The sequence below is a fragment of the Paenibacillus sp. HGF5 genome (assembly GCF_000204455.1).
Classification (GTDB): Bacteria; Bacillota; Bacilli; order Paenibacillales; family Paenibacillaceae; genus Paenibacillus_AQ; species Paenibacillus_AQ lautus_A.
Genome location: NZ_AEXS01000077.1, coordinates 29,777 through 43,248, shown reverse-complemented (window position 1 = coordinate 43,248; position 13,472 = coordinate 29,777). Strand labels below are relative to the sequence as shown.

The window sequence follows — 13,472 nt, the reverse complement described above, 5'->3', positions numbered from 1 at the left end:
ATGAAAAAAAGCTTCAAATCGCTGATCGCTTGCTTGTTCATCATTCCTCTGTTTGCAACGGGCGTCATGGCAGAGGGAAAAGGACAAGGCAAGGAAGTAGGCACCACCGTGATGTCTTACAATATCCATCATGGGGTAGGAATCGATGGTCAGCTGAGCCTGCAAAGAATTGCGGATGTGATCCGCGATTCCGGCGCTGAAATTGTCGGCCTTCAAGAAGTGGACCGGAATTACGGGGAACGAAGCGATTTTAGAGACCAAGCGAAGGAATTGGCCGGTTTGCTCGGCTATCATTACGCTTACGGCGCGAATCTTGATTTGGAACCGGGGGAAGGACAGACGAACAACCGTCAATATGGGACCGCCATCGTGAGCAAGTATCCGATACTCCGATCCGAGAATACATGGTTAAGCAGCTTCGGGAAGGAGCAGCGCGGCGTTCTTCATGCCGTCGTTAATCTGAAGGGGATCCATGTGGATGTATACAACACGCATCTCGGGCTGGATGTCACCAGCAGAATGGCACAGGCTCAGGAAATCATTGACCTTGCTTCTGGCTCTCAGGGACCTGCGCTTCTCCTGGGGGATTTAAATGCGGAACCGGACAGTTCAGAGTTTCGATTACTGTTAGACAGCGGTTTGTTCGTAAACAGCTTTGAGGGGATAGACGATGCTTATACGTTCCCTGTAATCAATCCGTCGGCAACGATCGATTATATTTTGACTTCCCCTAACGTCCGGCATGCCAATCAACGCGTGATCCAAACCGAAGCATCGGATCACCTGCCGATTGCAGCCGATGTGGTATTCAAGCGATAGGAACTAGCATCGGGGAGAATAAGTTCTAATTGGATCTCAGCATGACCGGGGGCTTCCACCAAGCAATTGCTTGGTGGAAGCCTCTTTGCATTTAGGAGATAAATCGATTTTCATCCCTTTACAGTTTTTTTACCGTCCTGTCTATATCGATAAAATAGGTTATGCTACGATACAAGCACAGGGAGGGAGTGTGCATGATTACTTGGAGATTACCGCTGGTTGTATTGACTTGCTTAAGCATGGCTGTAACAGGCTGCATGCAGAGCAGCAGCGGGCAGGGCACGGACGGCATATTTTCGCACTCGGCAGCATCGAAAATGGCCGTTACAGGTGCAAAGACAAAGCTTAAATTCTGGTCGACGGGGCGGCATGATGCGAACTATATCAAAGAGGTGATTCATCGCTATAACCAAGAGAATCCCGATAACATTGAGGTTGAGATGACCGTGATGGCGGATGATTTTGCCCAATCATTGGATTTGTCTTTTGCCAGCGAACAATCTCCCGACATCTTCACCCCGATCGATCTCGCTGAAATGACCCGTAAAGGCTATGTGGAACCATTGAACGAGTATATAACGCCCGTAATCAGAAGCAGGTTCGGGAAGCAGGCCTTTATCGAAGGATATAACGTATTCGATCAGTGGATATACAGCCTTCCTAACAGCGGATCCACCTTACGGCTTATTTATAATGTTGAGCTGTTTGCGCGGGCCGGCATCAACTCTCCTCCGAAATCTCTTGACGAGTTAGTGGAGGCTGCAAGGAGAATCACCGAGATTGGAAAAGCAGACGGCATTTACGGGTTTGCGCTGCCCTATAAAATTCCGGCCAGCGCCCTTGGTCGCTCCGCCGTTCCGATAGCTGAAATAAGCGGTATCAGCGGCGATGGTTATGACTTTTCAACAGGTGTCTATGACTTTTCAGGCTTAAAACCGATTATTGGCGCATTCCGGGCCATGATGGAGAATGGCAGCACGCTGCCGGGAGCTGAATCCCTGGATATCGATCCGCTCCGGGCGCAGTTTGCCGACGGTAAGATCGGGATGTATCTGTCCTATTCTTCGGAACCCGGCATTTATAAATTTCAATTCCCGGCAAAGATCAAATGGGAAGCGGCACTTCCCCCGTCGATTGACGGAACCTATAAAGGAGTGATCAATCAGGGAGTCGGAGCGACGAGATGGCTATCGATCAAGCAGTCAATCGCAGCATAAGGAGGAAGCATGGAAGTTTCTCAGCTATATGTACAGCGATGAAGTCCTGATCGGGTACCAGGAAGCCGGACTTGGCATTCTATCCGTCGAATCGATAGCCAAGAAAGCCAAGAGGCCTGACATCGAGGGCTTCGACGGCTTTATTCCAGGCGATTATGACGGGATATGGCCTGCGTCGCCTCAAGGATTCAAACCCAAAGGAATGGAGTGGGAGGACGAATTCGTAAAGTACATCATGATCGGCGGAGATCTTGATCGATTGGTTGAAGATTTGAACGCGCGTTACAATGCCGCATTGGATCAGGAACGGGCTGCCGGCAGAGTGAATATGCAAGCCATCCCGGAGTTTGATCCGCTGCATCCTCAGGATCGTCTTATGGCAAATGATTGATCTTATTCAAAAAGAACAACTGCTGCCACAACGAAATATAGAGACGGAGGATGTTGATTTATGCTCTACCGACTATCGTTCAGACGCCGAATTTGGATCGCGTTCATGCTAATCGTTATTTTTGCAGTCACCACCGCAGGCGCGCTTAGCTACGTCATCGCCGAAGAAGTCGTGAAGGACAACGCTTATCAGCTTAGTCAGGATACGATCGATAAAACTTCCAAGGTATTGGATGAGAAGCTGAATCATATCACGCAAGCGGTTTACTCGATGATGGTCAACACGGCTTACCGAAGAGCGCTAGGGTTGGACAGCAGCTATTCGGACTCGGAGAATTACTATACGCATCTGTCCGGGCTGCAATCGACTTTTGTACAGACCAAGCTCACTGAACCTCTTATCGATTCCATTCTTATCGCAACGCGTGAGGGAGACTATTACCAGACGAGTCAGCAGCGTAACTTCTCCCATTCGTTTTATGATTCGGCGCTCTATACGTATATCAAAAGCGAGCGGCGCAAGTTATGGGTGGCCGGTCATGAGGATCTTTTCTTTGCCAGCAGGGAGAAGGTCATTTCCTTTGTAATGGAGGGCATCCCATCCCATTACATCGATGATAGTTATGTTGTAGCGAATGTCAAAATCGACTCGATTCGATCATTCATCGTTTCGGAGGACACCAATCGTAAGCCTTTCCTTCTCCTGGCCTCATCCGATGGGAGCGATGTCTTAATCGAAGATTCCGTCATAACGGATAAGTTGAAGCAGGATCCTAAGTATATGGCTGCTTTAACAGATGAGCAGGGAAGCTTCGAATATTCGGATCAAGGCGATGAATACCTGGTTAACTTTACTAGGCTGGGTGGAGTGAAGGAGTGGACGCTATTCAGCTTTCTGCCTAAAGCTGAATTGATGAAGCAGATGGATAGCATTAAATTGACGATTCTCGGGGTGATCACGGGCTGTTTGCTTGTATCTTTTGCTTTTGCGAATATGCTGACACGGTTGCTCGTAAGACCGTTAAGCCATCTGCAAACATTAATGAAACGGGTGGAGATGAACGATCTTAACGTCCGTTATGAAAGCGAATACAATGACGAGATCACGCAGGTCGGTTATCGCTTTAACCGGATGCTGGAAGAGCTTAATCACATGTTTGACGTCGTGAAGCAGGCAGAGACGGATAAACGTCAGTCCGAGATGAAAGCCCTGCAGGCTCAAATTGATCCCCACTTTCTATATAACACGCTAAACACGGTTTATTGGAAAAGCCAGCTGAATCAATTGGAGGATGTTCAGGAAATGGTGCTGTCCCTGTCACAGCTGTTCCAGCTCGGCCTCAATCGAGGCAAGGAGATGACTTCAATTGAGCACGAGTTACTCCACGTTGAGGAGTATTTAAAAATTCAGCAGAAATGTTATGAAACGCTGTTTACCTATTCCATCGAGGTCGATCCCCTGGTCGATATGCAGCAGCCGATCCTAAAAATCATGCTGCAGCCGCTGGTTGAAAACTCCATCCTGCATGGCTTTAATGATCGCAATGAAGGCGGAATTATTCGAATCCAAGTAAAACAGGATGATACCCACCTATCCTTCATCGTGGAGGATAACGGATTGGGATTTAGTGAAAATAGCGCAGCCGATTCAGAGCTTCGACACCCGGCAGCCATTGCTTCATCGGGTTATGCGCTGCATAATGTTCGATTGCGATTACAACTTCAGTATGGAAGCACGGCTGGCTTGCATATGGAAAGCGAACCTAACCTATGTACTCGGGTCTCGATCATCATCCCCCGTTTACCACTTCCCGAAGGGAGTTGACTTAAGGACGATGAGCGTTATATCGACAACGATATGCTTCATTGACGATATTCAGAGCGTGGTCGACGGCATATCCAAGCATATCAGCTGGGAACGTCATGGGATCACAGTATGCGGAACGGCCATAAATGGAGAAGACGGATTGAACCTGATCACATCAAGCAAACCGGATATCATCGTGACCGACATTCGAATGCCGAAGCTCGACGGTTTGGAATTGACCCGGCGCGTCAAAGAATTGCTGCCTCGCAGTAAGGTCATCTTGATGACGGGTTTCAGCGATTTCGAATATGCGAAGCAAGCCGTTCAGCTTGGAGCGTTCAACTTTATTACCAAGCCCTTTTCGCTGGCCCATATTGAGGAGATTGTTGTAAAGGCCAAAGAAGAGATCGAGGCGCTGCGAAACCAAGAGCATCATATCGCCGATTTGGAGCAGCGGGTTCAAGAAAGTATGCCGTTTCTGCGTCAGGAATTGTTTGCATGGCTGCTGCATCATAAGGTGAATGAGCAGGAAGCGAAGCAACGGTGGGAATATGTTAAGCCTGATTTGGAGCCCAGGCATCTGCTCGTTATGATTCTTGAAATCGACGGTTTTGACGAAAAGTATCGGAATTCGCCGATGAACGAACTCGAGCTTGCCAGGTTCGCGTTGAAAAATATTACGGAAGAGACCATCGCTTTATATACTAGGGGGCTGGTATTCCGGGACTCGGCAAACCGTCTGGTTGCGGTGTTGAATGCGCCGTTATCAGATTCAGCGGCAGCAATAGCGGAGGCGTGCTGTCACCATGTGAGCGTATATACATCTTTAACGGTATCCATAGGAATTGGCAGAATCGTCTCGTATATCCACGACTTGTTTGCATCGTATGATCAAGCTTTGCATGCACTGTCGTATCATTTTTATACCGGCGGCAATGCGGTGATCTCTTATGAAGAGGTGGCTAACACGGAAATGTCCTTGCCGCGCAGCATTCGAAGTGCAGAACAGGAGATGGTGTACGCAATACAATCCGGTAACGTCAGTCAAGCCATAACGACGCTCGATCACATCCTCGACGAGTTTAAGGACAGGTCACCGCTTCCCAAACCGGAATATTTCATCAGCCTATATTATGAGCTGGCATATATGATGCTTAGGGCGATACAAGAGAAGGTACCGTTGAATGAATTGGCCGATTTGAGCTCGATCGTTCGAGAAGGAAGGGTGAGCTCCGAGAGATCCTTGGCGGACATGAGAAGGGTGCTGCATCACATCGTAACGCTGGGCTGTGAACACATCGAGAATCAAAGCCGTTCCGCGGCCGTGAAAATCATTCAGGAAGCCATTCAATATGTAAAATCCAATTTGGATCGGGACATCAGCCTTAGTGCTTGCGCGAAGGCGGTTCACCTGAGCCCCAGCTATTTTGCCGGCTTATTCAAGAAAGTGACGGGGATGGCATTTAGTCATTATGTTACCCAAATACGGATCGAGGAGGCTAAGCGGCTGCTCTTGGAGGATCGGCCGATTCAGGAAATTGCAGAGTCTCTTGGTTATGCGGAGCGCCGATATTTTAGCGACGTTTTCAAAAAGTATACGCAGATGACGCCATCGGAGTTTAAGCAGGCGCACCTAGACAACAACTTTCCATTGCAAAAGGAGGGAGTTCGTGAATAGCCGCATGGAGGAAGCCATTGATTGGCCGGTGTTTATGTCCAGGCACGACATGTTATGGTCGACGCGTCCGATCAGCTGGGATGAAGGGGCGTTTCTTGGAAACGGCATGCTGGGCGCGATGATATATAGCGAGGAACACCGGGATAAACGGAACGTGCTGCGCTTTGTGCTTGGACGGTCGGATATCACCGCATCACGCCCGGGTAATCGGGATTTTCCGGTGCGCGTGCCCATTGGCGAGCTCGCTTTGGAGCTGGAGGGCTGGATTTATCAGCCCTGCGAAATCCGATTGGATTTATGGAATGCTGAGCTTAGAGCGGTTATACCGACAACCAAAGGGGAGGTCAGGATTCGCGCGCTGATTCATGCAACGGCTCCGGTGCTTCTTGTGGAGCTGGACGCAGACGAAGGGGAGCACGATGCGAAGCTGAAGTGGTACGCTTACCCGGAGGTTGACCCCGTATTGAAGAATGCGGACGGGATTAATCTCAACCAGTATATTCCCGAAACCACTGTTCAGCATTTGAAATCCGGCGAGATATCGATCGGCGTCCAGGAATATGGCAGCGGGGAAGGCTGCACTACAGCTTGGCTTACTTGCCGCCCTGATCCGACCGAACGAAAGTTGGGGAACTGGAACAGGCAAGCCTGTATCTTAACCGTCATGAAAGGGGTGGATAATACCGCTTCCGATCAAGCGGTTCAAGTGCTTCGGGCTGTCCCCCTCTCAACCATCGGTTGGGAAGCCTGGCTGCATGCCCATCGCCAATGGTGGCATCATTATTACCCGGAGAGTTTTATATCCATACCAGATACGCAGCTGGAGAGCTTTTACTGGATACAGATGTATAAGCTGGCTTCTGCGACCCGTGCGGACTCACTCCCTATCGATAATCAAGGTCCGTGGCTCACTTCCACGCCATGGCCGGGGTTATGGTTCAATATGAATGTTCAGATGAGTTATTCCCCGATCTATACGGCGAATCGTCTCCATCTCGGCATGTCGCTGATTCGCTCATTGCAGGAGCATCAGGAGCAGCTGATCCGAAACGTTCCCGAAGCCTACCGTAAGGATTCGGCAGGACTCGGCCGGAGCTCCAGCTATGACCTGCACAGTCCGGTCACGGATGAGGTGGGGAATTTAACGTGGGTCATGCATAACTGCTGGCGGCACTGCCGTTATGCCATGGACGACAATATGCTGCAAGACGTGGTCTATCCACTCCTGCGGCGCAGTGTGTGTTTATATTTGCATCTACTTGAGGAAGGGCAGGACGGCCGACTTCATTTACCACCGACGGTTTCGCCTGAATACGGCTCCTTCAAGCAGTTGAAGAGTGCCGATGCCCATTATGATTTAGCCCTGCTGCGCTGGGGATGTGAAACCTTAATCCGCATCACGGATAAGCTCGGCATTCACGATTCGCTGCATGATCGCTGGCGGGAGGTCCAGGACCGATTGGTACCCTTTCCGGTCGATAGTTCCGGTTATATGATCGGCGAGAATCAGCGCTTGGATTTTGGACACCGGCATTTCAGCCATCTGCTGGCAGCATTTCCGCTGCGTCTCGTAGGCGATACCGAAGAGGAGAGGGAGCTTATTCTTCGATCGCTCCGCCATTGGATCGGACTCGAAGGAGATTTGCGCGGATTCAGCTTCACCGGAGCAGCCTCGATTGCGGCCATACTCGGACTAGGCGATGAAGCACTGGCGTATTTAAGAAGCTTAATGCATCTCATCAAGCCGAACACCATGTATAAAGAGGCGGGACCGGTCATCGAAACGCCGCTCGCGGGGGCGGAGTCGATCCATGATATGCTGCTCCAGAGCAGAGGGGAGCGAATCTGCGTTTTCCCTGCTGTTCCAAAGGAGTGGCCGGAGGCGGTATTTCATCAGCTGCGATCGGAAGGCGGCTTTCTTGTGAGTGCTGTTCGGGAGGAGGGGCGTACCGCTTGGATACATATTTGCAGTCTTGCGGGTGGATCGTGCCGAATCGTATCGGATATGGTTTCATCACCGGATGCCGGCTTGGTATTGGAGATCGGGGGCATGTCCACAGTATGTCCGATCCAGGCGGACGGATCGATCCATCTGGTTATGCAGGCGGGAGAAGAAGCTTATATATACTGCGATCATTGGAGCGGATCTTCGCCTTTCAAGATCTCGCCCATCCCTGCAGAGAAGGGGAAATGCAATATGTTCGGCAGCCGCAAGCCATGGAGGCTCTATGGAATTCCCCGTTAACCGTATAAATGCCGAAAGCTAACTACAGATCCCGTCCGAAGAGCAGCCTTAACCCATCAAGGCTGCTCTTATCATAAACAGCAGGTGATAAGGAGGAATAATCGCATGTTCAGCACCCTTCGCAAATATAACCGCAGCGTCATTGCGGCATGGCTGTTCTCTTATATTACCGTACTCATGGTGCCTGTCCTGATCAGCTTTGTGCTCTATTCGATCTCGTACCATCAAGTAAGGAGCGAAACCAACCGGGCAAACGGTTTACTTCTTCAGCAGATGGAAATGTCCATTGACAGCAAGCTGAAGAGCCTTGAGCGATTAAGCCTGGAAATTGCGTTAAACAAGGAGATTTCTGCATTTTCCAGCGCGGAGCTCCCGCTTCGCGATCCTCAATATTATGATGTGTTCAAGATATCGGAAAGCCTGCGAACGTATAAAAATGCGAACGATTCCATCGAAGATATCTATGTCATGTACCTGAACAGCGATACGGTTATTTCAACGTTTGATCACACGAACGGCAGGGGCCTCTATCAAAAGCTGAGGCAGCCGGACGACACCTCCTATGATCAGTCGACGGATTTTTTCGAGCAAAGATATGTAAACGATTACAAACCCATGGTGTTTAATGACGGCATGGAGAGCTTCCCGCTCGTCGTGTTCGCCCATTCCCTCGTATTCAACTCTCCGGCCCAGCCTTCGGCCGTTGTCCTGTTCTTGATCAAGGATTCGAAACTAATCGAGAGCGTTCCCCAGCAAAAGGGTGCCAATATGTTCATTATAGATGCGGAAAGCCGGTACATCGCTGCATCCGACAAGGATTTGGCCGTACCTGCAAATCTGCGTTATGAACATTTGCAAGGAGACAGCGGAATGATCTATATGAAATCGGATGCGGGGCAGACCGCGCTTTCCTATATTACGTCCCAAGTCACCGGTTGGAAATATGTATCGGTACTCCCGGCGGCTTTGTTTAATGAGAAAATGAAAAATTTACGCCTTTTGACATGGCTCAGCATAGCCCTATGCCTGATCATTGGAGGCTTGGTCACGGTATTGTTATTACGCCGAAACTATATGCCGGTTCAACTGATGCTGCATAGTTTATCCAAGCAATTCGGCCTCAGATTTGACCGCGGGGCCAATGAATACGCATTCCTGGAGGGGGCGATTCAACATCAATTCCATGAAAAAGCAGATATACAAACGCAGCTTCGCAAGCATGGCAATACGATTCGAGCTCATTTGCTGCGGCGCCTCCTGAAGGGGTACGCCGATCATGATCAATCGCTCCAGAGCGCCCTCCCAGCCCACGATATCCGGTTTCGATCGGAGCGATCTGTTGTCATGTTGATATCGATCGATCATTTTGGCAAGTTTGAGCAGTTTGGCATCCGTGGGCTCCCGGATCAGAAGCAGCAAATGCTCTATTTCGTGCTGACGAATGTCCTTGAGGATACAGCATCCAATGAAGCGGTCGCGTTTACAACGGAAATGAACGATGTACTTGCTTGTATTGTTAACTTTAGAGCGGAAATCCCTGAGGAGCAGGAGCCATCCGTTCTGAACCGAATGCTGGCCGAGGTCCAGGATTTCATGGGCAAACATATCGAAACTGAGCTTACGCTGGCCGTAGGACAGGTTCATACGGGCTTGCACGGCATCGCTCAATCTTATCAAGAAGCTCTTACCGCGCTTGAGTACCGCATTGTGATAGGTAGCGGCCAGTTTATCCAATACAGCGATACTCTGATGAGTAAAGGTACGCAATCCCACCGTTTTTATTATCCTCTAAGTGTTGAGCAGCAGTTCGTGTATGTGGTGAAAAGCGGGAACTACGACAAAGCGGAAGCGATTCTTGACGATATTTTTCAAGCCAATTTTACCAAGCATCCGGTTTCGGTTCCACTTGCCAAATGCCTGATGTACAACTTGGCAAGCACGATGCTGAATACCCTTGAGGAAGTGAAGGCGGGAAGCAAGCGAACATGGGAAGACCATTACATTGAAGTGAATCCATTGCTCGAATGCGATCATGTTCCGGAGATGAAGGATCGGATGAAACAAATGCTCGGGGATGTCTGCGAATGGATTCTGGCCGAGAAACGGGATCATCATCGTTATTTCATCGAAGATGTCCGGCGGTATATCGAAGAGAACCTTCATGACCCGAGTTTGAATATATCGATGATCGGCGATGCTTTTCAGCGGACCCCGTCTTACGTCTCAAGACTCTATAAGGATTACACCGGAGAAACCTTGCTGGATTCCATCAACCGTCTTCGTGTGGCTGAGGCGAAAGAACTGCTGGCCCATGGGAAACTTACCGTAAATGAAATCGCGGGCCGGGTCGGTTACGCGGATGTCAGCACTTTTCTGCGAATCTTCAAAAAATTCGAAGGCGTCACCCCCGGAAAATACCAGAAAACCGCGCTGTAAACTTAATTTTGAGGCGCAAATACATCGATTTTTAAGAAATTGCCTGCGATTTTAGATTTTGTCTATGTTAACGGAATCGGTTTTATTGAACAATGACATCGGATAGGTCGGCAAGACCCGCCGATCTGTTCCTTATCCTAAAATCGGGGGAATGATGATGGTACATCGTATGCTGGCCAAAGACAGCTTGCTGAGAAATTTGAAGTCAGGATTGACCGCCGTATTGTTAACTAGTTTGCTGCTTGCGGGTTGTTCGTCAGGGAGTAAGGAGAATACGCCGGAGGCAAAGCCGAACGACGGCGGGAAGGATGCGTCAACCGCAATCGGTTCATCGTATCCGCTGAACACAACCGAAACGATCACGTCTTGGGAAATCTTGAACATGAATGCCGTAACCTTCTATTCCAATCTTGCGGATACCCCGTTCGGGAAGGCGCTTGTCGACCAAACGGGAGTACAGGTCGAGTACATTCATCCGAATGATCAGCAGACCGTCGAGCAATTCAATCTGATGATTGCCTCCGATGAGCTTCCGGACGTCATTGAATATGATTGGACCGGAAGAAGTGCTGGCTCTTATCCGGGCGGACCGGAGAAAGCCATCCAGGACGGCGTGATTCTGGAACTCAATGATCTGATTGATCAATATGCGCCCAACTTGAAGAAGAAACTCGAAGCGGACCCGACGCTTGATCGCATGGTCAAAACAGACAGCGGCAAGTATTATGTATTTCCCATGATCCGCAATCCGTCCGGGCTCGTCTTCCGCGGGCCCATGATCCGCCAAGATTGGCTGGAAGAGCTTGGGCTGCCCGTGCCGACGACCATAAAGGAATGGGAGAAGACGTTGATCGCCTTTCGCGACGAAAAAGGAGCCACTGCGCCGCTTAGCGTGACGTATACCGGCGGAAATTTTGAGATTCGCGATGCCTTCATCGGGGCTTACAAAACATCGAACTCCTTCTATGTAGATGATGAAGGAAAGGTAAAGTATGGGCCTATGGACCCGCAGTACAAGGATTTCCTGGCCTTGTTCCGCAAATGGTTCGCGGAAGGGTTGTTTGACAAGGATTTTGCGCTCACCGATACAAAAGCATTGGATAACAAGATCTTGACCGGGCAGACCGGTGCAACGGTACATCTCCTCAGCGGCGGCATGGGCAAATGGATGGACGCCATGAAGGAGCAGGATCCGAAATTCAAGCTGGTCGGCGCTCCATATCCAACGCTCAATCCGGGCGAAATTCCCTTTATCGGACAACGGGACTTCAAGTACAATCCGGGACCGAGCAAAGCCATCACAACGGCTGCGAAAAATCCGGAGCTGATCGTACGCTGGCTTGATTATGCTTACAGCGAAGAAGGCTCGTTGCTCTATAACTTTGGCATTGAAGGGGAGAGCTATGTGATGGAGAACGGTGCTCCGGTGTATACCGATTTGATTAAAAACAATGAGAAGTACAGTCTGCAGCAGATGGTATCGCAGTATTCCAAGCCGAATGGTCCATACGAAGCGGATGAACGTCGGAACTGGAATACGTTCCCTGAGCAGGATGAGGCCGTGAAAGTATGGGCGAAGACGGATGCCGAGAAGCATATACTGCCTGGCTTCCTGACGCCAACCGCCGAAGAAAGCAAGGAGCTTGGCAAGATTCTTACCGAAGTAAGCAACTATAAAGAGGAAATGTTTGTCAAGTTCATTGTCGGCAAGGAGCCGATGGAGAGTTATGACAAGTATGTGGAGCAGCTCAAGAAGCTGGGTATTGAGCGGGCGGTTGAAATCTATCAAAGCGCACTGGATCGATACAACAGCCGATAACGAAGTCATAACGCGCGGGGAATGGAGCGGTTCATTCCCCCGATAACTTGTTACTTCAATAGACCGTACATGAGGAGTGAGAACGGCATGGCGAAACTTCCGCCTCCGACACGCACGTCAATTCCTTCAAACACGGCAGGACTGAATCCTCGGAACTGGGGCTTGCTGAAGGACATTATCAACAATCGTTTCCTGTACATCATGTTGATTCCGGTACTTTTATATTTCGCGGTTTTTCATTATTTTCCGATGTATGGAGCGTCCATTGCTTTTAAAGAGTTCTCCCCACGTCTTGGTATCATGGGAAGCCCATGGGCCGGATGGGAGCATTTCGAATCGTTTTTCAACGGCATTTACTTCTGGCGTGTTGTCAAGAATACGCTGTTAATCAGCTTTTATGAACTGCTCTTTGGCTTCCCGGCCCCCATTATATTGGCGCTCCTGCTGAACGAGATCAGAAAAACCGCATTCAAACGCACGGTTCAAACCATAACCTACATGCCGCATTTTATTTCGCTGGTCGTTGTTTGCGGCATCATTAAGGAATTCACGATGAGTGACGGATTAATCAACGATATCATGGCCTTTTTCGGATGGGAACGGGTCTCCCTTCTGCTGGAATCCGAATATTTCCGGACTCTTTTCGTAACCTCCGGAATTTGGCAGAACATCGGCTGGGGGACCATCATCTACCTTGCCGCCTTGGCCGGTATCGACCAAGAACAATATGAGGCCGCGAAGATCGATGGAGCCAACCGGTGGAGGCAAATGCTGAACGTGACGCTGCCGGGGATAATGCCAACCATAGTCATTCTGTTCATTCTTGAGATCGGCAGGCTGATGAACGTCGGCAGCGAGAAAATCATTCTGCTCTATAACCCGTCAATCTACGATACCGCAGACGTCATTAGCTCCTATGTGTACCGGGTCGGGCTGCAGGAATTCAATTACAGCTTCAGCTCGGCAGTAGGGCTGTTCAATTCGGCCATCAATTTCACGCTTGTTATCGGCTCAAACTGGCTGAGCCGCAGGATGAACAAAACCAGCTTGTGGTAGGAGGT

9 protein-coding genes are annotated in these 13,472 nt (G+C 49.7%); all 9 read left to right on the top strand.

Features of this window, described 5'->3' with window-relative positions; translation table 11 throughout:
• The 9 genes from HMPREF9412_RS13105 to HMPREF9412_RS13070 all read left to right on the top strand — a co-directional run bounded on the left by HMPREF9412_RS13105 (window position 1) and on the right by HMPREF9412_RS13070 (window position 13,467).
• Complete coding sequence (locus HMPREF9412_RS13105; protein WP_009592011.1) at window positions 1-819, top strand: endonuclease/exonuclease/phosphatase family protein; 819 nt, start codon at window positions 1-3, stop codon at window positions 817-819.
• 194 nt (window positions 820-1,013) lie between these two features.
• The gene (locus HMPREF9412_RS13100; protein ID WP_009592029.1) at window positions 1,014-2,036 is read left to right on the top strand and encodes an ABC transporter substrate-binding protein; all 1,023 of its coding nucleotides are present in this window, start codon (window positions 1,014-1,016) and stop codon (window positions 2,034-2,036) included.
• Window positions 2,037-2,064: 28 nt separating this feature from the next.
• Window positions 2,065-2,427 (top strand): hypothetical protein, encoded by a 363-nt coding sequence (locus tag HMPREF9412_RS32425; RefSeq protein WP_009592058.1) that lies wholly within the window; start codon window positions 2,065-2,067, stop codon window positions 2,425-2,427.
• Window positions 2,428-2,487: 60 nt separating this feature from the next.
• Window positions 2,488-4,251 (top strand): sensor histidine kinase, encoded by a 1,764-nt coding sequence (locus HMPREF9412_RS13095; protein WP_009592036.1) that lies wholly within the window; start codon window positions 2,488-2,490, stop codon window positions 4,249-4,251.
• Window positions 4,252-4,261: 10 nt separating this feature from the next.
• Complete coding sequence (locus HMPREF9412_RS13090; protein ID WP_009592007.1) at window positions 4,262-5,911, top strand: response regulator; 1,650 nt, start codon at window positions 4,262-4,264, stop codon at window positions 5,909-5,911.
• Window positions 5,904-8,156, top strand: coding sequence for a glycosyl hydrolase family 95 catalytic domain-containing protein (locus HMPREF9412_RS13085; protein ID WP_009592030.1), 2,253 nt, complete (start codon window positions 5,904-5,906; stop codon window positions 8,154-8,156). Before HMPREF9412_RS13090 ends, HMPREF9412_RS13085 begins: the two co-directional genes overlap by 8 nt.
• Window positions 8,157-8,261: 105 nt before the next feature.
• Window positions 8,262-10,592 carry a helix-turn-helix domain-containing protein gene (locus tag HMPREF9412_RS13080; protein ID WP_009592043.1) on the top strand — a complete coding sequence of 777 codons (2,331 nt, stop codon included), beginning with the start codon at window positions 8,262-8,264 and terminating at the stop codon, window positions 10,590-10,592.
• Between the two features lie 151 nt (window positions 10,593-10,743).
• A complete protein-coding gene (locus HMPREF9412_RS13075) occupies window positions 10,744-12,411 on the top strand; it encodes an extracellular solute-binding protein (protein ID WP_254664042.1) in 1,668 nt (555 codons plus the stop codon).
• An 87-nt stretch (window positions 12,412-12,498) separates the two neighbouring features.
• Window positions 12,499-13,467, top strand: coding sequence for an ABC transporter permease (locus HMPREF9412_RS13070; protein WP_009592040.1), 969 nt, complete (start codon window positions 12,499-12,501; stop codon window positions 13,465-13,467).
• Window positions 13,468-13,472 lie beyond the last annotated feature (5 nt).